Origin of the sequence: Mesorhizobium sp. M0938, from assembly GCF_040319125.1 — a bacterium.
GTDB lineage: Bacteria > Pseudomonadota > Alphaproteobacteria > Rhizobiales > Rhizobiaceae > Mesorhizobium > Mesorhizobium robiniae.
Genome location: NZ_JAMYNS010000007.1, coordinates 277,187 through 295,900 on the forward strand (window position 1 = coordinate 277,187; position 18,714 = coordinate 295,900).

The following is an 18,714-nucleotide window of genomic DNA, read 5'->3' on the forward strand; positions in this document are numbered from 1 at the left end:
ATATTCCCGCGGTGGCGCACGAACGAACGCAGATCGTCGATATCGTCGGAAGGCTTGGTGGTGAGGAATGCGCGGTGTTGCTTCCCCGAACGCACAGCCGCGAGGGCGCGGTGATCGCACGCCGGCTCAAAGAGGCCATTTCTATCGCCGCGCGCGACGTCGGGGATCATCAGGTGCGCGGGACATTAGGCTTAGGCGTGGCCGTCGTACTCGGCGGCGAGACAGCTATCGGGGAAGCGTTGGAGCGAGCCGATGCCGCGCTCTACCACGCCAAGCTGAATGGTCGTGATCGCGTCGAAGTTGACGCGGGTGGTCATAGCGTTCCGGTTGATCAAGGCAACCGGCTCCTGATTACACTCTCATGCGACAAGCCATACCGGCACATGTGCGAGCGGAATACAGGCGCCGTTGCAACTCGATCTTCGGCGGCGATGCCCGGAAAGGCGGCGGTGAGGCCCATCGTCGTCGCGCTTTCTTCGCCAAGCGTCATGGCCTTGAGGTTGGCCGGCCTGCAAGGCTGACGCGTCAGTTCACGCCGCCATCCGCCAGGATCGTGCGGCCAGTGATCCAACCGGCCTCATCCGAGGCAAGGAAGGTCACGATCCCGGCGATATCCTCCGGCTGACCGATGCGGCCGAGTGGCGTCATGGTGCGTATGTGCTCGCCGCGTTCGGCGATGATCTTCGTCGTCATGTCCGTTTCGATCACGCCCGGAGCCACCGCGTTGACGCTGATGCCCTTCGGGGCCAACTCACGCGCGAAACTGTGGACGAGCGTGACGACGGCCGCTTTGGACGCGGAATAGACGGAACTGGTAGGGATCGGATTATACGCGAGGCGCGACGCAAAATGGACGATGCGGCCGCCGGGCGAAGGCAACAGAGGTGCGGCTGCCTGCGTAAGCATGATCGTCCCCAGCACATTGGTATCGAAGATCGAACGGTAATGGGTCTCGTCGATCCTGGCCAGCGGCAGGTATGGGCCGATGCCGGCCGTGTTTACCAGGACGTCCAGCCGTCCGAAAGCCTCGTACGCTCCGAGCACGACGGCCTCGGCCTCGCCAGACCTCGAAGTGTCTACGGTGAAACTCTTCGCTTCACCGCCTCCCGCGGCGATTTCCGCGACGAGAGCGTCGGCCGCACCGGCGGTGCGATGGCCGACGGCGACGGCTGCGCCCAGTCCCGCGAAGCGGCGCGACACTGCGGCGCCGATCCCGCGCGATCCACCGACCACCAGAACCACCTTACCCTCGAAAGCCTTGGAACTGCTCATGCCATGTCCTCCTCGCGCTGCCTCAGCGCGTCTGTGCCCAAGCGTCGGCCGGTACGCTTTCGAGCAGCGCCTCGTCTGTCCTACTTTCCATCGGTTTCGCCGCCGCCTCGACGACACGACGGGCGAACTCATCCAGATATGCAGCACGATCCTCATCGCCGACCCGCGGGGCGCCATAGGCGACGAAGGGCTCCTCGACCGAATAGCCCATATATTGCAGCGTGAGGCGGTGCGTCTGCCACAGCACCTTCTCGATCTCGCCGTAGACGCCATCGGGACCGAAACGGGCCGTCGTGCCGCCGGTCGTCACGGAGAGCAGAGCCCGGCGACCCTTGAACACGCCAGTGTCGAAACGCCGGCCGTCGACATAGGCGAAGCCGTAGGCCAGCACGCGCTCGAACCATCCTTTCAGGATCGCGGGCGGGCCGCCCCACCACAGCGGGTACTGCAGAACCAGAAGATCGGCCGCGGCGACCCGCGCCTGTTCGCGCGCAATTTCTGGAACGAAGGCCTTTTCTCTCGCCGCCAGGGCCTGCTCGGACTGGTAATGGAACCGATCCGGATTTGCGATGGTCAGGAAGTCGTGCCGTCCAGCCGCAGGATCGAACCCATCGGCGTACAGGTCCGACACCGTCACCGTGTGCCCGACTGCCAGGAGGGCGGCCTTCGCACATGCTACCAGCGCCGCATTGAACGAGGTCGGTTCGGGATGTGCGTAGACGATCAGAACGTTCATGAGCCCACCCCGGTCAGAAGTTCACGCGATCAGCACCCTTGAGCTCGAGGATCGCACGCGCCTCGACCGGCGTCGCAACCTCAAGGCCGAGGCCCTCGATGATCTCGCGGACCTTGAGGACCTGTTCGGCGTTCGAGCGGGCGAACCTGCCCGGACCGATCCATAGCGAATCCTCCAGTCCGACGCGGACATTGCCGCCGTTCACCGCGGCGATCGCGGCAATCGGCATCTGATTGCGACCCGCGCCTAGGACCGACCACCGGTAATCGTTGCCGAACAGCCTGTCGGCGGTGCGCTTCATGTGCATGACGTCTTCCGGATGCGGGCCGATGCCGCCAAGAATGCCGAAGACGCTCTGGACGAAGAACGGCGGCTTCACCAGGCCGCGCTCGACGAAATGGGCGAGCGTGTAGAGATGACCGATGTCGTAGCACTCGATCTCGAAGCGGGTGCCGTTCTCCGCGCAGGTCATCAGAATGTTCTCGATGTCGGCGAACGTGTTCTTGAAGATGCGGTCGCGCGATCCTTCGAGATACGGCCGCTCCCAGTCGTGCGAGAATTCCCTGAAGCGCTGCAGCATCGGAAACAGGCCGAAATTCATAGAGCCCATATTGAGGGAAGCGACTTCCGGTTTGAATGTGGCGACCGGCTCGAGCCGTTCTTCGACCGTCATCGTCGGTGCCCCACCGGTGGTGATGTTCACCACGCAATCGGACCGCTGCTTGATGATCTTCAGGAACGGTTCGAACCGCTCCGGAGACTGGTCGGGCAGACCGGTCTGCGGATCGCGGGCGTGCAGGTGCACGATGGCCGCGCCGGCTTCGGCCGCTCCGACGGCGGCGTCGGCTATCTCTTCGGCGGTGACCGGCAAGTGAGGCGACATCGAGGGCGTATGGATCGACCCGGTTACCGCGCATGTGATGATAACTTTTCGTGGCGCCATGGCGTAGCTTTTCCTCTCGATCGGCCGAATTCAGGCGGCGAGGTTGAGAAGCCCGGCCGCATTAGCCGAGATCATCTTCGTAATGTCCTGGCGCGGCACCTGGAGGTCGAGCATCATCGAGACGACCATGCGATAGCCGTCCACCGGCTTCGGTGCCTGGGTCAGGCCGAGGTCTGATCCGAAGATGGTGCGGTCGACGCCCGCCACCTCGATCAGGTGAAGCAGGTCCTGGCCGTCATGCTGTTTCGCGCGGCTCGGGATGAACATGCAGATCGAGTGCTCGATATAGGCACCGAGCGAGACCAGGCCGCGAATGTCCTCGTCGGAGCATCCGATGACATAAGATGGGTGGTTGACGAGCATCTTCTTCACGCCGCGCCTCTTCGCCTCTTCGAACAGTACGAAGAGCTCGCTGACGTGGAGGTGGCCGCCGGCCAGGATGATGTCGCCCTCGGCGATCAAGTCGCATATCTGCTTGGCCTCGTCGATCAGCTTGCCGTTCGCATCGAGCACGGTGAGCGGGTCAGGCGGCAGCATCGGCTTGGCGGTCTTGGGGAAGCTCTTCGCAGCATAGGCGGCGATGTGGTTTTTCGCCGCAAATGTCGGAAACCAAACGATCTTGCCGCCGAGCTTGATCGCGTGGTCGACCGCGTGGGGATTGACGCCACCGGAGGCATTGTTAAGCGCCACGCCTGAGAAAAGCTCGATATCGGCGTCGGGATAGATGTCCTTCAGGACAGCGCAGTGCGGCATGCCGACGTAATAATGGTCTTTGTAGAGCAGCGCCTTGAACCCAGCGTCGAGGGCCATCTTGAAAGCCTCGTGATGGCCCAGGATGCGCGGCATGGCGGCCGGACCGGAATGACAGTGCAGATCGACCGCTCCGACGAGCAGGCCGGCGACCTCGGCCGCGCGCGAGGGTTCCATCGGCGGCAGCGGCACGATGGTCGGATAGTCGGTGGTTGTGTCAGCCATTTTTCCTGTTCCTCGTTCTTGAGATTTTGTCGGCCTCAGCCGTTGGCGACCGAAGCGATCTCGCCATACGCCTTCATTGCGGCCTGGCGCATGAAGCCCTGATCGGAGGCGACGATGAAAGCGCCTGCGCCCATGCCTCGGAACCGCGCCGCCTCTTCGGCGCTCGCGACCATGACAGCGACAGGTTTGCCGGCTCGCTTCGCCGCGGCGAAAATCCTGTCACAGGCGTCCCGCACCTGAGGCGCCTCCATCCCGGTTGCTCCGAACGCCACAGTCAGGTCGCCGCGGCCGATGAAGACGCCATCCAGGCCCTCGGTCCCCAGAATGTCGTCGAGATCCTCCAGCGCTTCCGGGTCCTCGATCATCGCGATGAACGTGACGTTCTCGTCACTTGCCTGGACATGATCCCAAATCCCGACCGCGCCGAAACCGCCGGCGCGCGTCGTGTTCGAAAAGCCTCGCTTCCCCTCGCGGTAGCGGCAGGCGGCGGCTAAGTCTCTCGCCTTCGCGGGTGAACTGACATGCGGCACCAGGACGCCGGTGGCGCCATCGTCCAGCACCGACAGGATTTTTGCTGCCGTCGGTTCGGCGACACGAACGATGCCGGCGGTGCCCGACGCGCGTGCGGCCAGCAGTGCGCCATCTATGGCGACGCGATCCCAGGGCGCGTGCTCCTCGTCGATGACGACGAACTCAAAGCCGACGTTGGCGAGGATCTCGACCGGATGCGTCGCCGGGGTCTTGATGAAGGTGCCGACGAGCGTCTCGCCCGCGATGAAGCGTTTGCGGAAACCTGTTGGGGCAGTCGTGGCAGCCATCGTGTCGTCCTTCCTTTCTGGCGCCTAGTCTAAGGCGCCGGCATCATGAAATTGGGGAGCCAGAGCGTTACGGCCGGCACCAGCGCGATGAGGGCAAGCAAGGCGATGCAGATGAAAAACATCGGCACGACCTCCTTGCTGACCGCGCCCAGCGACTGTCCGGAGATCGCGCAGACCACGAAGAGGCATACACCGACGGGCGGCGTGACCATGCCGATGACGACGTTGAGGGTGACCATCACGCCGAACTGGACCAGGTCCATGTCGATCACCTGAGACACCTTGAGCAGGATCGGCATGGTGACAATCATCACCGAGATCGGCTCCAGGAACTTGCCGAGAACCAGGAGCATGATGTTGATCATCAGCAGGATCACGAACTTGTTGTCGCTCACGCCGAGCAGCATTTCGGCGAATTTTGTGGGCACCTGTTCGATGGTCAGTGCGAAGGCGACGATGCTCGCCATGGCGAGGATGAACAGCAGGCCCGACGTGGCGATCGCCGTCGAGATCAGCGCCTGCCAGATCTTGTCCCGCGACAGTTCGCGATGCAGCAGGCCGACCAGCAGCGCGTAGGCGACCGCTACGGCAGGATTCTGTGACGGTGAAGATGCCGGTCTTGACGCCCCCGACGATGATCACCGGCAGCATCAGCGCCGGAATCGCCGAGATCAGCGCCGTGCCGCGCTTGCTCCACGGCACTTTCGGCATGCGCGGATAATTGTTGCGCGCTGCCTTCCACCAGGCATAGCCGAGCAGCGAGAGGCCGAGAATGAGCCCGGGTATGACGCCGGCGATGAACATCTGACCGATCGAGGCGCCGGACAGCACGCCGAACACGATCATGGTGATGCTCGGCGGGATTAGCGGGTCGATGACGGAACTGATTGCGACGAGCGCCGCGCCATAGGCGGCCGGAATGCCCTGCCGCGCCATTGCCGGGATCATGAAGCTGCCGATGGCCGATGCCTGGGCGACCGCACTGCCGGAAATGCCGGCAAAGAGCGTGCTCGCAAGAACGGTCACGAGCGAGAGGCCACCGCGGAAGTGCCCGACCAGTGCATTGGCAAAGCCAATCATGCGTCCGGAGAGCCCGCCGGAATTCATCAGATTGCCGGCGAGAAGGAAGAGCGGGATGGTCAGCAGCACGAACTGGTCGACGCCCTGCAACATGCGCTGCGGCAGGGCCATGATCAGTGCGCCGTTGCCTGTCAGCCAGAGATAGGCCAGCCCGCCCGCGCCGAGAGCCAGCGAGATCGGGATGCCGAGGATGAGGAAGACGGCGAAAATGCCGAGGAAGCCGATCACGTCGTCGTCTCCACGGTTGGCGGAGCCTGGATCGGAAGGCCCCTCGCCACGCGCCACGCGTCATAAGCGAGGCGGCCGAGGAAATGGGCGAGCAGGATGGTGCAGCCCAGCGGCACGGAGACGTAGATCCAGAAGACTGGGACGTGCAGTTCGTTTCCGGTCAGCGACATCCAGATGAAGTCGAGGGCAGGGATCATCTGCGCCGAAAAGCGCAGGGCGTGACCGAGCCCGGCGGAAATGATCAGATAGAGGAAGACGGCGATCGGGATCGCTGTAACAAAGCGAATCGCCATATAGGTGCGCGGCGACACGCTGGCGCTGAACAGGTCGAGTACGACGAGCTCACCGCGATGGTAGGCATAGCCCACGAACAGGAAGGTCTGCCAGATCAGGATGTAGCGGCAAAGTTCCTCGGCCCAGATCAGCGACGAATTGAAGATGTAGCGGGCGATCACCTGCACCACCATGATGGTGACGAGGATGGCCATCGACCCGCCGGCAAGCACCTGAATGATGCGTTCGTAGGCGCCGAAAAGCCTTGCGATACTTGTTCGTGTCATCCGCTTCTCCCCTCGTCGAACGATCGTAGGCGCGAAGGATGGCGCGGACACAGGGTCACGCGCTGCCTTGCGGCCACTTTCGCCGGGTGTAATCCCGGCCCGGCCGCACCGGCGTCGATCAGCGCTCAGGTCAGGCTGCGCGCGGCGGTCACGAACTCCGCGATAAGCGGGTCCTTGGCGCTCCAGGTCTCGACGATCGGCGCGACCTTCTGCTGCATGTCGGCCAGGTTTTCGAGCTCGTAGAAGGTTACCCCCTTGGCCTTGAGTTCGTCGCGGCCGGAGAGATCCTGGTTCCTGGTGTATTCCAGCGTCGGTGCGACCGACTGCTTACCGGCCTCGCGCACGGCCGCCTGGAGCTCCGCCGGCAGCCCGTCGAACACCGCCTTGTTCATGGCAATGACGTTGTGCCACGGGTAATGGGCCGTGAGTGTGAAATTCTTGCCGACCTCCCAGAGGTTCTCGGCCAGCATCGACGAGACGTTGATCTCGACGGCGTCGATCACCTTGGTCTCGAGTGCTCCATAGACCTCGCCGTAGGGCAGGCCCACAGGGGCTGTGCCCACGCCCTCCCAGATCGCCTTGTGCAGCGGCACCGGCAGGATGCGCGTCTTCAGCCCGGCGAAATCGGGCACCGTCTTCACGACTTTCGTCGCCGACAGGAAGTGCCGCTGTCCGATATCTGTCGTCTGCAGGCCGATCAGCCCCGCAGGCGCCAGGTCATCCAGTACCTTCTGACCGATATCGCTCATCGCGATCTTGGCGAAATGCTCATAGTCGCGGATGAGGAAAGGCAACTGGTAGGCGTCGAGCGCCTGCCGCCCCGTGACCAAGGGAAACAGCACACCCGAGCAGCCGCACAGTTCGTTCGTTCCAGCCATCGCGGATTCGAGGTTCTGCTTGTCCTCGCCGAGCTGTCGGTTCGGAAAGATGGTGATGTCGATCGCGCCCGGAGCCAGCGCTTCCAGCGCCTTCTTGAACTCGACGGCGGCGATGTGGCCGGGATGAATTTCATTGGCGGCGTGCGCCAGGCGCATGTTGATGGGAGCGGCACGAGAGATGTTGGGCATTGCAAGCGTCGCAGCGGCGGCGCCCGCAAGGGTTACTACCCTGCGGCGAGTCAGCATAACGTCTCCTCGTGTTTCGTTGTGCAGAACGCTGTTTCGTCTATAATTCATGCGTCTCCCACTGCTGTCAAGGGGCCGCAATGGACCCGGCTGCACTGCGACGTGAACTGCCACTTGACACAGGGCCGATGAGAGTGCGTTCCTATAGGCAGCTTTTATGTTCTGCAGGACGGAACGACAGTTCCTGCTGGCACACTGCCCTTGGAGTGAATGCAGATGTATGATTCAAGCGACCCGAGATCGCGCATGACCGCCGCTGCAAAGGCGCCTTCCATCTCCGGCCAGTACACGCCGGCCGAGTATGGCCGCTACTACGAGGAAGACCCGCGGGAGATCGCGGCCGATAAAAAGACGTGGATGTCGCGCGGGCAGAACTTCCTTGTGGCCTATTCCGAGGCCGAACGCGGCGCCGTGCTCGAGCGCAAGGATCAGATCGACGAATATGTGCTGCTCCTCCCCGACAAGGGAAAGGGCGCAGTGATCGATGCGCCGGAGGGGCGAACGGTAGCCGAAGGTTTTTCACTGGTCATTCTGCCCCCGGGCGATTCACGGATTGCGCTCCCGGACGGCGGGCGCATAGCTCGTATCTTTTCAACCCGATCACCGGACCTGGCAGCCCGCTGCTCAAACGCTGCCTCATTCGGTGCCGAGCATCCACGCATTCCGCCGTTCGACCCGTGGCCGGAGCCGCCGGCGGGCTATAGGGTCCGCGCCTACAGCCTCGACATCCCGCAGGAGCCAGGCCGTTTCGGTCGCATCTTCCGCTGCACCACACTGATGGTAAACTATCTCGACCCTCAACGGGGCCCGCGCGACATCACCAAGCTGTCGCCGCACCATCACGACGATTTCGAACAGGGTTCACTGGCGCTCGACGGAGCCTTCACGCACCACCTGCGCTGGCCTTGGACCTCCGATATGACCGCCTGGCGCGAGGATGAGCATGCGTATTGCAAGTCGCCCTCGCTCGCCGTCATCCCGCCACCGGCTATCCACACGTCACGCGGCATGGAAGAAGGCCTCAATCAGCTCGTCGACATATTCTCGCCGCCGCGCGTTGACTTCTCCAAACAGCCAGGGTGGGTGCTCAACGCCGACGAGTATCCTATGCCGCGGCCGGAGGCCTGACGTGACTTGGCTTCACCGGACATCGACACCAGTGTCTGCATATCTCGCGCCAGTCGTGATGAACGGCCGGTGTGATTGAAGCCATCCGGTTTCGGAGACGATGATGCTGGACGACAAAGACACCAGGCGTGAAGGCAGCGGGGTACAAGCCGTCGTATTTGCGCTCAACATCCTTGAATATGTCGCGCAATGCCAGACCTCCGTCGGTGTTTCCGAGCTTGCGCGTGCCTTTGATACCACGAAGAGCCGCATACACCGCCATCTCCAGACGCTGGTGACGGCCGGTTACCTGATCCGCAGCGAAGAGAGCGAGCGCTATATGATCAGTGCCCGCCTCATGGCGTTAGGCCAGGCCGTCTCCGAAAGCTTCGAACTGGCTTCGGCGGCGCGGCAGACCGCGCGGGAATTGCGCGACCGGTTGGGCCACGCAGTCGCCATCAGCCAACCCGAAAAGGAAGGCAACCGTATTCTGCTGCTCATGCCCAGCCGCTCCAACATCGACATCAGCGTGAAGCCGGGCTCGATCTTGCAATTCCATTCCAGTGCGCAGGGAAAGCTTACGCTCGCCTTCGGAGATGCAATGCTTCTGCCGCAGGTGATGAGCGCCGGTCTCGAAATGCATACACCCTACACGATCTCCGATCCCGAAAAGCTCAAGGCAGAAATCGATGCGGTACGGAGGCGTGGTTGGGCGGTTGCGCCCAATCAAGAGATGGTCGGGCTCAATGCTCTGGCCGCCCCAATTTTCGATGCGTTGGGCCACTATGTCGGCGCCATTGCGGTAACCGACTCCGTTCAGTTCATCGGCGAAACTCCGACGACAGAGCAGGTCAGGCATATCTTTGATGCAGCCAACGAAATCTCAAAGAATCTAGGCCATCGGCCGAAGGCCGGTGAAGCGCGACAGGTGTCTCACGCAGATGAAAACCTCTCAGGGCTGTAGGCCGACTGAAGGCCGTCCAAGTGATGTTCCAAAAGCTCGGAGCGAGACCAAGCGGCGGGTCCTTGAGACACTGTTTGCGGACTATCCCGTTTCGATCACTGCCGCAGTAGGGATCTTAATAATCCTGCTCCTGGCGTTGTGCTCCTGAAATCCAGTGCCGCGAACTCGTAATGCACCATCCAGCGGTTTCTGACCGATGACGAAAAGCGCCACGGCCATGATGTGCAATTGGCGATCGAATTGGCCAACTTCCCCGACCATATCATTAGAATTTTCGTTAAGGATGAGAGGGACGGCGACGGAAATCCGTCGTGGACCATGACGAAGTCGAAAGAGACAGTCATGCCGAAGGGGTGGAAGCCGTAATGCCGACTGGACCTAAAAGGCCAGAAGCGCCCCGCCGCGTCCGTTTTTGGCGCGCTTCTTTCCGCCTTGGCACCCAGCGCCAGAGCGACAGCCGAGATGCCAAGAAGGCGGCAGCGAAGCGCTGGGCAAATAGCCCCCTTCTACAGTGCCGTTTTTTCAACCGATTGGGTTGATTTTAATGTTCGATCCGGGTGCGCCACAAATGCTCTGGGCCTAGTCCAGGCTTCCCCGATCGGCGATCATGGCGCGTAGAAGCGCCGCAGCTGGTGAGTGGTTAATGCGGCGTCGTGCATCAGCTTCGTCGACGAATGCCTTTAGTCCGCCATTGGCGCCGCAAGCAGCTATTTTGCACCTAGACGATCTAGCGAGGCTATGAGGAACGAAGATCTGGTTTTATTAAACTATTGATTGATTTTTCTTGTGGTTTGGCGCCTCGCGGCACTCGTTGCATGGTAAACAAACCGTTTTTGAGCGATGTGCGTGAAAGGGCTGCTTTCCTGCGCCATCTCCCGAAAGCGGACGGTCCGCAGTCCTTGCGTTCAAGCGGTCGCGAACGGAACGGGCGACGCGGTGCGGCGATCTGCGCTGCAAAGTTGGCCCATCCAAAAAGCAAAAGCCCAAGCTTCTTCAGCGGATGGCAAGCGGCCAACCGCCGCTGATGGATGGGCAGATAGATAGGTAATACCAGATAGTTGTGGGAGGCCTTGTGCAAAAATCGCACACGAAAGTTCTGCTTCTCTTCAATTTTCACTCCCACGACGGAGTCGCCGACAGCCCTTTTCGGGCGCTCTTTTGCCGACGATATTTACCCCCTGCATCGCGGACGTTCGCTGCGATGTCCGTGACCATTATTGTCCGATGCGGCGTCCAATTTGCCTGCGTTCTTAGAAGCTTTTCGAACTTTCTGTCTTGCTCCTCCAGCCGAATTGCGCGTGCTTATGAAACAGATTGGGACGTCGGGGCACACGGTGGGACAAACTTGATCATCGGAAACGTTCGCTCCCATCGGGGGCTTGAGTAGGGAGGGATACCGCCAATACAGTGCTGTGACCGAGTTCGTTTGCTGACGGGGCTTCTTCTTCAGCGCAAATAGGTCCGACTCCAGAATGATGCGCCTGGCCGGTGACAATTGAATCTCTGCTGGACCACCGATGATATGGGGAGGCTCGCAAATCGCCCTACGCGCGGGTTGATCGGTCGATCAACATCAAAGTTTGAATATGAGAAATGCGCTAACTGTGACGGCGGTGGTCACCGTGGCTCGAGTGTCAGCAGATGTGGTAAGGGTGAGTGTCGGCGAGTAGCAGAGGTCCAGCAACAATGACTTTGAGGCGAACCAGAGCTTACGGCGCATCCGGCTTGGTTCTAGCGGTTTGCACTGTGTTTGCTTGGCAGAATGCCACTGCTGCTCACACTTGCCGCGCAGCCGCGACGCCTGGAGTCAATTGGCACGAGTGTGACAAGAAGCTTCTCATCCTAGAAGGACAGGACCTGAGCGGGGCGAACCTGTTCGGTGTTGATTTCACTTCGACCGACCTCAGGAACAGCAATCTCCTTGCGGCAAATCTTGAGAAGGCTACGCTTGTGCGTGCTTCCCTGGCCGACTCGACCGCCAAAGGCGCCCGGTTCGACAGAATCGAGGCCTACAGGACCGACTTCAGCCGTATGGACGCGCAGGGCGCTGTGTTTGCGAGCGCGGAAATGCAGCGCTCGAATTTCCAGGACGCCAATCTGACCAATGTTGATTTCACAAAGGCAGAATTGGGGCGTGCGCAGTTCCATGACGCCGATATCAGCGGCAGCCGCTTCTCATTTGCCAATCTCGCACGGGCGGACTTCCGAGGAGCGACGTTCACCGCGCCGATAGACTTTGACCGCGCCTTTTTCTTTTTGACCCGTATCGAGGGCGTCGACCTTTCCAATTCGGTGGGTCTGTCACAGTGGCAGCTCAACATGGCTTGCGGAGACGCCCGGACCGAGTTGCCTTCTGGCTTGACGAGGCCTGAAGATTGGCCCTGTCAATTCCAGGAGGAATAGTTGTCGACAAGCGAACTGCGGCAACGCCTATCGGGAACTGCATCAGCGCTTTTGACGGCAGCTTGAGCATGTGACCTAGTTGACCTACCGCCGTGACCGCAGCTCGATTGGCGGACATGAACTTGCGTTCAGCTCAACGCGTGGCCGGCCAGTCCATAAACCCACGGTCTTCCCGAGACCGGCGGCCTTTCGACATCGTCGTCACGGTCTCGGCAATGCCGAGACCGCTCTGCTGTAGAAACTCGGCAAGCACGCCATCCCTCGCGCGCGCATCTACGCGGGCGAATCGGCCTGCCAGCTTCTTCAAATGGACGGCCCTAAGATGGACCGCGTCCTTGTCGTTTTGGGCCACTATGGGGCCAATCACAAAGCCGCGCCGAACTCGCGACACATGGAATAGCCAACGACTTCGCCGCCACGGCTCAGAGTGGCGTCTGCCGGTCCAGGCTCGATTGGGGTCGTCGGGCCTTGTAGAAGTTGTCGATGTATCGGCCGATCGAAGCCCTCGCCTCCGGCACGCTGGGGTACGCCCGAAGATAGACCTCCTCGTATTTGATCGTCCGCCAGAGCCGTTCGACGAACACGTTGTCCCGCCGTCCGTCGGACCCCTTGCCGTCCATGCTGATGGCGATCTCGTGCTTCTTCAACAGATCGGTGAAGGCAACTCTGGTGAACTGGCTGCCCTGGTCCGAATTGTTGAGTGACATTGATGATTACGCTTTGAAAAATAGATGAAACGAGTCACATATCATAGTGGCCGGCAATGTCAGTCTGTCCAATCTTAGTGTTGTTTAAAAACTGTGGTTAAATGACTGAAAAATATATGAAAAATGCCATCGCACCTATGACGGATTGGACTGACAGGCTATAAAAAACAAATAGTTAGGGCCATACGTGCACAGGTCGTGCACACGAAGTTTATCCCTTCCTTCCTTCTCTTTCGGCGAACGTGGCGCAACAGGCACGCCGGCACCCGATGATTGACGAGGTCGTGCCCGGCTTCGTCCGACCACGACTGCGCACGTGGCAATACCTCCTGGCACGACGGGGGTCAGTCATCGGTTGCTGACGCGCTTGAATTTTGAAAAGCGCCCTTGTCGTCCGCTTACCCCGCAACAACCGCTGCGGCAGCCTTCTCCAACAATAGATGAGTTGGCGTCGTGCCGCTCAGCGGCCGTATTGCATAGATCTGCAAGGGGGGCGGCTCCGGATCGGAACGAAGGCGCCGCAGGCGCCGAGAGTCCACCTCTCCTCGGTAGAACTGCTCGGGAAGGTAAGCGAGGCCCAGGCCGGCGATCGCAAGGCTTGCCGCTGTGCGGAACGTATTGCAGATCGTCAAATTGCGAAAATGAATATCGTTCGTAGTCAACCAACTCAGCGTCGATCCTCGGAACTGCCATTCACGCGACGTCGCGATGACCGGGAGTTCGCTCAACCCCTGAGGCGTGAGCACCTCGGGGACGGCTGGCAGTTCGGGACTGCACATCCAGGCAAATTGGATCATCTCGATCGGATTTGAAGAGAAGCGTGACTGTGGCATTTCGCAGGCTGCAAAAGCGACGTCGAGCGTACCGGCGTGGAGCTTTTCCTCTATGAGATGCGACAAGCTCACCTCAACTTCGAGCTGCAGACGAGGATAAGTCTGTCGCACGAAGCGTATGAGCGTCGGCAGCCAAGTGAGAGCCACAATTTCTGCAACCCCGAGCTTAACATATCCGACGATTTCCTCTTTTTCCGCCACCACATGGAGGAAGCGATCCGAGGCAAGCAGGATTTCTTCGGCATAAGGCATCAACAATGCGCCCTGTGATGTCAGCCGGGCCGTGCGCTGGGAGCGGTCGAACAGGGGAACGCCAATACGCGCTTCGAGCTCCTGTATCCGCATTGAAACCGCCGACTGTGTCGCATTCAGTCTGAGTGCGGCTTGGGCAAAGCTGCCGAGACGGGCCGCCCAGTAGAAGGTCTCGATCTGCCGGTGGTTCAAATCCGCTCTCCACTGTCGTTTCATATTTACTTCAGATTTCCTGATGCGTCGCCTCCGAAATAATTCGATTTTCCTGGTATGCCGCGCGTGACATGGATTCATAGCCGCAGATGCGTCCGCGCAGCTCGGCTAACCAAATCAAGTGTCTAAAAGTGAGGAACAGTGCCCAATTCAGCCACCGTCATCGAGCTCGATCCGACTTTTGTTGAGAAGATTATTTTCGAACTCGCTTCTTATGGTGCCGTCGGTGAGAGCGGTGTTTCCCGCACCGTCTATTCTCCCGAGTGGATGGGGGCGACCGATTACTTCGCCCGGAGTTGTCAGGAAGCCGGACTTGAGGTGCACCGTGATACCGTCGGAAACGTCTGGGGTCGGCTTCGCGGGTCGACCACTGAAAAGGCGGTCGTCTCCGGCTCACATATCGATTCCCAAACGCCTGGCGGCCGTTACGACGGGGCGCTGGGTGCGGTGGCAGCTCTGGTCGCCGTGAAGGCCCTGAAGCAGCAGTTCGGCACGCCAAGGCGCACCATAGAAGCGGTGGCTTTTTGCGAGGAGGAATCGAGCCGCTTTCCGAATGCCAACTATTGGGGCTCGCGCGCGGTCACCGGCCGGATCGCAACGGGCGACCCTGAGCGAGTGATCGGCTTTTCGGGCGAGACAATCGCGGAAGCAATGCGCTCGGTTGGGCTCGATCCCGAGCGCATCCCTGAAGCGAGGCGCGACGACATCGACAGTTTCCTTGAACTTCATATCGAGCAAGGCCCGATCCTTGAACAGGCAGGGCTGCCTGTCGCGGTCGTCGATGCGATCACCGGAATCCGCCACTACAGCGCCGAGCTCGCCGGGGTACAGAACCATGCCGGCGCCTTCCCGATGGACATACGCCATGATCCCCTGGCTGGCTTCGCCGAAATCGCTTCCGGGCTCATCAATACGGCCCATCGCCTTGGCCGGCCGGCCGTCACGACCATCGGCCGCGTTCTGGTCGAGCCGAATTTCCCCGGCATCATTCCGGCCAAGGTGGCGTTCACGATCGATGCCCGCCATCCCGATGCGGCGGCACGCAGACGGCTGTATGAAATGCATGAAGGGCTGATGCGCGAGGTTGCCGGCCGTAGAGGTCTCAACGTCGACTGGCGGGTCATGATCGACCATGAACCTTCGCCCTCGGATCCCGGGATCGTCGCCACCTTGCAGCGCGCCGCCGTCGAGCAGGGCGTGCCGTTCCTTACGATGGCGAGCGGCGCGGGTCATGATTCACAGCAGATGGCCGCCATCGCCAAGGTTGCGATGATATTCGTCCGCTCCAAGGACGGACGCAGCCATACGCCGGAGGAGTTTTCCTCGCTGGAGGATATTGTTGCCGGAATTCGCGTGCTTGCCGCCGGCCTGCACGCGCTTGCCTATTGAAGAGGAGCTAGCACCATGACCTACCCGCGCGACTTGGCCGGATACGGCCGCAATCCGCCGGACCCGAAGTGGCCCGGCGGCAAGAAGCTCGCGGTGCAATTCGTCATCAACTACGAGGAGGGAGGCGAGCATTCGATCCTGCACGGCGATCGCCAGAGCGAGGCTTTTCTCACAGAGGAACCGACTGTCGCCTTCGCCAATATCCGCAACATCAATGTCGAATCCCAGTACGAATATGGCAGCCGTGTCGGCTGGTGGCGCCTGTACCGGCTCTTCACCGAGCGCAAGCTGCCCGTGACCATCTTCGGCATCGCAACTTCGCTGCAAAAAAATCCTGAAGCAGTCGCTGCAATGAAAGAGGCGAATTTCGAAATCGCTTCGCACGGCTTGCGCTGGATCCAATACGCGGAGATGCCGGAAGAGCAGGAGGCCGCGCAGGTCGCCGAAGCCATCCGCATCCATACCGAAGTCACGGGCTCGCGGCCGACGGGCTGGTACACGGGCCGCATGAGCATCAACACGCGCAAATTGATCGTCGAATCCGGCGGTTTCGTCTACGACGCCGATTCATTTTCCGACGACCTGCCATATTGGGTCGACGTCGGCGGCCAGGACCATCTCGTCGTCCCTTATACGCTCGACAACAATGACGGACGTTATGTCAACACCTACGGTTATCAGTCGCCGAGCTTTTCCGCCTACCTGATCCAGGCTTTCGATTTCTTGCGGCGGGAGGCGCAGGTCGCGCCAAGGATGATGAGCATCGGCCTCCACACACGTATTGTCGGTCGGCCCGGTCGGGCCGCAGACCTGGAGCGTTTCCTCGACCACGTCGCGGCCGCCGACGACGTCTGGGTAACACGGCGCATCGACATCGCCGAACATTGGCGGGCCACGCACCTGCCGCGGCTCCGGTAACGGCAATGGCTCGCGCGGTTTTGGTAACCGGCGCTGCCGGGTTTGTCGGATCCAGAACGGCAGAGGTTTTGAGGCTGGGTGGCTATGATGTTGTCGGCCTCGACATGTCACCGGATCCGGACAGGAAGGTCGTCGCCTGCGATCTTTGCGATCGGCAGCGCTTGTGGAGCGTGGCGTCGCCGCACGACTTTGCCGCGATCGTCCACTGCGGCGCCATCTCAGGCCCTTCGCTCTACCGCGACGAGCCCGACCGGGTGGCCTGGGCGAATATACTAAGCACTGCGAATCTGCTGCAATTTGCCCGGAAACGATCGGTTCCGCGTTTCGTCTTCGCGTCCTCGGCAAGTGTCTACGGCCGTACACCCACCGATCTTCCCGTGAGCGAGGAGCGTGCCCTGCATCCGTCCTCTGTCTATGCGGCGAGCAAGATCGCAGCCGAAGCGCTCCTCGAGGCCTACTGCCGGCAATACGATATTTCTGGCGTCAGCCTGCGTATCGCGGCGGTCTACGGCCCTGGGCGTCGAACGGCATGCGTCATCCGTGATATGATCCTCGCCGGGCTGAAAAAAGAGCCGTTGACGCTGCCCTTCGGCCGCGACCAGCGCTACCACTATGTTCATGTCGACGACGCCGCAGCCGCGTTGAGCGCGGCCGTTCATGCACCGTCCTTGGGCGCGCCTGCCTACACGATCGCGGCCGATCAGGGCATTGTGCTGAGCGCGCTTGCCGATCTCGTCCGGGAGATCGTGCCCGGCCCACCGATTGCCGTTGGCGCCGCCGAGGACCCGCTTTCGGATCCGCAAGGTCCCTACGAGCTCGACGCGGCGGCGCGCGATCTGGGCTGGCGGCCCGCCATCGATCTGGCGAGCGGCATTCGTTTCTATGCTGAGTGGCTCACATCAGAAAACATGAAGATTCCGCTTCAAATCAATTCGGTTGCGTGAAATGTCCGGCGTCACGATCCTGACCTGCGCAGGAAACTGCGAACTGCTCACCGCTGACGGGCAGAATCCGGGCCTTTGGTATTGAGCAGGCTCGCAATCACAACAAATCCGCCGAAGGCGGATCATCCAGAGAGGGATGCATACCATGATCAAATACATTGCCGGCCTTGCCGGCCTCACAACGGCTTTCGGCCTTGCAGCGATCGCCCCTGCCGCGGCAACCGACCTGGACGCCATTCAGGCCAGCATTACCGAGCATCAGAAATTGCCGGTCTTCGCTGCGCCCGGCGAGGCGTTCGATGCCAAGGCCTGCATGAGCGGCAAGAAGGCGATGGTCGTACCCTTCTCAAGCGCGGTCGAGTTCACCGGCGCCGTGGCGAACCGCATGGCGGAGATCGCAAAGGAGATCGGTTTTCAGTACGATCACTACCAGACGCAGGGCCAGCCCTCGCAGTGGATCCAGGGCATCAACCAGGCGATCACGCAGCGCTACGATCTCGTCGATGTGCTGATGTCGGACCCGCGGGTTCTCGTTCCGCAGGCAACGCAGGCGGATCAGGCCGGGGTTAAGATCGTGGCCGCGCATGCGTCCGGTTTCGACACTCCCGCCCCGGCGCCCTTCCAGAACGTACAGATCGATTACACTCAGGCTGGGCGTCTGATGGCCCAATGGGCGGTTCTCAAGACCAAGGGCAAAGCGAATGTGCTCGCCATCGTCGCCGAGGATTCCTTCTCCGCCAATTCGCTCAAGAACGGCATCAAGGAGATCATCGACAAGTGCGAGGAATGCAAGGTCCAATACCTCAACGTGCCGGTCACCGACTGGGCGACCCGCATGCAGTCGACGGTGCAGGCGGCGCTGCTGCGCGATCCCTCGATAAACTACATCCTGCCGATCTATGACGGCATGGCGCAGTTCGTTGTTCCTGCCGTCGAACTCACCCAGTCTGCGGACCGGGTCAAAATCGCGACCTTCAACGGCAGCCCCTATGTGCTGCAGCTTGTTCAGCAAGGAAGCGTCGAGATGGATATCGGCGAGAGCATCGACTGGGTGGCGCATGCGATCGTCGACGCCGAGATGAGGATGCTTTGCGGCTTGCCGGTGGTGAAGGATCCGAAGGTGCCGCTCTACATATTCGATGCATCGAATGCCAGCACGGCCGGCACGCCTCCGCAGATCTCCACCGGTTACGGCGACGCCTATGTCGCCGGCTATCGCAAGCTCTGGGGCCTGCAGTGATGTCGCGG

General features: G+C 61.0%; 17 protein-coding genes and 3 pseudogenes. 8 read left to right on the plus strand and 12 right to left on the minus strand.

What is annotated here, in order from left to right; genetic code table 11:
• Positions 1 to 11 precede the first annotated feature (11 nt).
• On the plus strand, positions 12 to 521 hold the full coding sequence (locus tag NKH73_RS15340; RefSeq protein WP_352932882.1) for a GGDEF domain-containing protein: 510 nt from the start codon (positions 12 to 14) through the stop codon (positions 519 to 521).
• A gap of 4 nt (positions 522 to 525) precedes the next feature.
• Here NKH73_RS15340 and NKH73_RS15345 read toward each other — a convergent pair whose 3' ends face one another.
• The 8 genes and pseudogenes from NKH73_RS15345 to NKH73_RS15380 all read right to left on the minus strand — a co-directional run bounded on the left by NKH73_RS15345 (position 526) and on the right by NKH73_RS15380 (position 7,736).
• Positions 526 to 1,272 (minus strand): SDR family NAD(P)-dependent oxidoreductase, encoded by a 747-nt coding sequence (locus tag NKH73_RS15345; protein WP_352932885.1) that lies wholly within the window; start codon positions 1,270 to 1,272, stop codon positions 526 to 528.
• A gap of 22 nt (positions 1,273 to 1,294) precedes the next feature.
• Positions 1,295 to 2,008: an NAD(P)H-dependent oxidoreductase gene (locus tag NKH73_RS15350; RefSeq protein ID WP_352932888.1), complete on the minus strand. Its 714-nt coding sequence runs from the start codon at positions 2,006 to 2,008 to the stop codon at positions 1,295 to 1,297.
• 13 nt (positions 2,009 to 2,021) lie between these two features.
• On the minus strand, positions 2,022 to 2,951 hold the full coding sequence (gene kce, locus NKH73_RS15355; protein WP_352932891.1) for a 3,5-dioxohexanoate:acetyl-CoA acetone transferase: 930 nt from the start codon (positions 2,949 to 2,951) through the stop codon (positions 2,022 to 2,024).
• 30 nt (positions 2,952 to 2,981) lie between these two features.
• On the minus strand, positions 2,982 to 3,926 hold the full coding sequence (locus tag NKH73_RS15360; protein ID WP_352932894.1) for a DUF6282 family protein: 945 nt from the start codon (positions 3,924 to 3,926) through the stop codon (positions 2,982 to 2,984).
• Between the two features lie 35 nt (positions 3,927 to 3,961).
• Positions 3,962 to 4,744: an HpcH/HpaI aldolase family protein gene (locus NKH73_RS15365; RefSeq protein ID WP_352932897.1), complete on the minus strand. Its 783-nt coding sequence runs from the start codon at positions 4,742 to 4,744 to the stop codon at positions 3,962 to 3,964.
• A 29-nt stretch (positions 4,745 to 4,773) separates the two neighbouring features.
• Positions 4,774 to 6,109: pseudogene (locus NKH73_RS15370) on the minus strand (TRAP transporter large permease).
• A complete protein-coding gene (locus tag NKH73_RS15375) occupies positions 6,049 to 6,612 on the minus strand; it encodes a TRAP transporter small permease (RefSeq protein ID WP_352932900.1) in 564 nt (187 codons plus the stop codon). Before NKH73_RS15375 ends, NKH73_RS15370 begins: the two are co-directional and overlap by 61 nt.
• A gap of 125 nt (positions 6,613 to 6,737) precedes the next feature.
• A complete protein-coding gene (locus tag NKH73_RS15380; RefSeq protein ID WP_352932903.1) occupies positions 6,738 to 7,736 on the minus strand; it encodes a TRAP transporter substrate-binding protein in 999 nt (332 codons plus the stop codon).
• A gap of 246 nt (positions 7,737 to 7,982) precedes the next feature.
• Here NKH73_RS15380 and NKH73_RS15385 point away from each other — a divergent pair, with 246 nt between their 5' ends.
• Both NKH73_RS15385 and NKH73_RS15390 read left to right on the plus strand, forming a co-directional pair.
• Positions 7,983 to 8,864 carry a cupin domain-containing protein gene (locus NKH73_RS15385; RefSeq protein WP_352932906.1) on the plus strand — a complete coding sequence of 294 codons (882 nt, stop codon included), beginning with the start codon at positions 7,983 to 7,985 and terminating at the stop codon, positions 8,862 to 8,864.
• 103 nt (positions 8,865 to 8,967) lie between these two features.
• Positions 8,968 to 9,807 carry an IclR family transcriptional regulator gene (locus tag NKH73_RS15390; RefSeq protein WP_352932909.1) on the plus strand — a complete coding sequence of 280 codons (840 nt, stop codon included), beginning with the start codon at positions 8,968 to 8,970 and terminating at the stop codon, positions 9,805 to 9,807.
• 736 nt (positions 9,808 to 10,543) lie between these two features.
• On the opposite strand, the gene NKH73_RS15395 is transcribed toward NKH73_RS15390, so the two are convergent.
• Positions 10,544 to 10,930, minus strand: a complete 387-nt coding sequence (locus NKH73_RS15395; protein ID WP_352932912.1) for a hypothetical protein — start codon at positions 10,928 to 10,930, stop codon at positions 10,544 to 10,546.
• 563 nt (positions 10,931 to 11,493) lie between these two features.
• On the opposite strand from NKH73_RS15395, the gene NKH73_RS15400 reads away from it, so the two are divergent.
• Entirely contained in the window at positions 11,494 to 12,210 is a 717-nt protein-coding gene (locus tag NKH73_RS15400; protein ID WP_352932914.1) for a pentapeptide repeat-containing protein, read from the plus strand.
• Positions 12,211 to 12,338: 128 nt separating this feature from the next.
• Here the strand turns inward: NKH73_RS15400 and NKH73_RS15405 are convergent.
• The 3 genes and pseudogenes from NKH73_RS15405 to NKH73_RS15415 form a co-directional block, all read right to left on the minus strand.
• Positions 12,339 to 12,639 (minus strand): annotated as a pseudogene (locus NKH73_RS15405) (GNAT family N-acetyltransferase); the annotation flags it as partial.
• Positions 12,633 to 12,905: pseudogene (locus NKH73_RS15410) on the minus strand (integrase core domain-containing protein); the annotation flags it as partial. The pseudogenes NKH73_RS15405 and NKH73_RS15410, both read right to left, overlap by 7 nt.
• Before the next feature lie 410 nt (positions 12,906 to 13,315).
• Positions 13,316 to 14,194: a LysR family transcriptional regulator gene (locus tag NKH73_RS15415; RefSeq protein ID WP_352932916.1), complete on the minus strand. Its 879-nt coding sequence runs from the start codon at positions 14,192 to 14,194 to the stop codon at positions 13,316 to 13,318.
• 162 nt (positions 14,195 to 14,356) lie between these two features.
• Between NKH73_RS15415 and NKH73_RS15420 the strand changes: the two genes are divergently transcribed.
• The 4 genes from NKH73_RS15420 to NKH73_RS15435 all read left to right on the plus strand — a co-directional run bounded on the left by NKH73_RS15420 (position 14,357) and on the right by NKH73_RS15435 (position 18,706).
• Positions 14,357 to 15,604 carry a hydantoinase/carbamoylase family amidase gene (locus NKH73_RS15420; RefSeq protein WP_352932919.1) on the plus strand — a complete coding sequence of 416 codons (1,248 nt, stop codon included), beginning with the start codon at positions 14,357 to 14,359 and terminating at the stop codon, positions 15,602 to 15,604.
• A 15-nt stretch (positions 15,605 to 15,619) separates the two neighbouring features.
• A complete protein-coding gene (gene puuE, locus NKH73_RS15425; protein ID WP_352932922.1) occupies positions 15,620 to 16,522 on the plus strand; it encodes an allantoinase PuuE in 903 nt (300 codons plus the stop codon).
• A gap of 5 nt (positions 16,523 to 16,527) precedes the next feature.
• A complete protein-coding gene (locus NKH73_RS15430; protein ID WP_352932925.1) occupies positions 16,528 to 17,466 on the plus strand; it encodes an NAD-dependent epimerase/dehydratase family protein in 939 nt (312 codons plus the stop codon).
• A gap of 145 nt (positions 17,467 to 17,611) precedes the next feature.
• A complete protein-coding gene (locus NKH73_RS15435) occupies positions 17,612 to 18,706 on the plus strand; it encodes a sugar ABC transporter substrate-binding protein (protein ID WP_352932928.1) in 1,095 nt (364 codons plus the stop codon).
• The last annotated feature ends 8 nt before the right edge of the window (positions 18,707 to 18,714 follow it).

What these genes read in the sequence shown, in the direction of transcription:
- puuE (WP_352932922.1), top strand. Translation starts at nt 15,620, where the DNA reads ATGACCTACCCGCGCGACTTGGCCGGATACGGCCGCAATCCGCCGGAC.
- NKH73_RS15380 (WP_352932903.1), bottom strand. Translation starts at nt 7,736, where the DNA reads ATGCTGACTCGCCGCAGGGTAGTAACCCTTGCGGGCGCCGCCGCTGCG.
- NKH73_RS15360 (WP_352932894.1), bottom strand. Translation starts at nt 3,926, where the DNA reads ATGGCTGACACAACCACCGACTATCCGACCATCGTGCCGCTGCCGCCG.
- NKH73_RS15350 (WP_352932888.1), bottom strand. Translation starts at nt 2,008, where the DNA reads ATGAACGTTCTGATCGTCTACGCACATCCCGAACCGACCTCGTTCAAT.
- NKH73_RS15385 (WP_352932906.1), top strand. Translation starts at nt 7,983, where the DNA reads ATGACCGCCGCTGCAAAGGCGCCTTCCATCTCCGGCCAGTACACGCCG.
- NKH73_RS15390 (WP_352932909.1), top strand. Translation starts at nt 8,968, where the DNA reads ATGCTGGACGACAAAGACACCAGGCGTGAAGGCAGCGGGGTACAAGCC.
- NKH73_RS15400 (WP_352932914.1), top strand. Translation starts at nt 11,494, where the DNA reads ATGACTTTGAGGCGAACCAGAGCTTACGGCGCATCCGGCTTGGTTCTA.
- NKH73_RS15345 (WP_352932885.1), bottom strand. Translation starts at nt 1,272, where the DNA reads ATGAGCAGTTCCAAGGCTTTCGAGGGTAAGGTGGTTCTGGTGGTCGGT.
- NKH73_RS15430 (WP_352932925.1), top strand. Translation starts at nt 16,528, where the DNA reads ATGGCTCGCGCGGTTTTGGTAACCGGCGCTGCCGGGTTTGTCGGATCC.
- NKH73_RS15435 (WP_352932928.1), top strand. Translation starts at nt 17,612, where the DNA reads ATGATCAAATACATTGCCGGCCTTGCCGGCCTCACAACGGCTTTCGGC.
- kce (WP_352932891.1), bottom strand. Translation starts at nt 2,951, where the DNA reads ATGGCGCCACGAAAAGTTATCATCACATGCGCGGTAACCGGGTCGATC.
- NKH73_RS15365 (WP_352932897.1), bottom strand. Translation starts at nt 4,744, where the DNA reads ATGGCTGCCACGACTGCCCCAACAGGTTTCCGCAAACGCTTCATCGCG.
- NKH73_RS15375 (WP_352932900.1), bottom strand. Translation starts at nt 6,612, where the DNA reads ATGACACGAACAAGTATCGCAAGGCTTTTCGGCGCCTACGAACGCATC.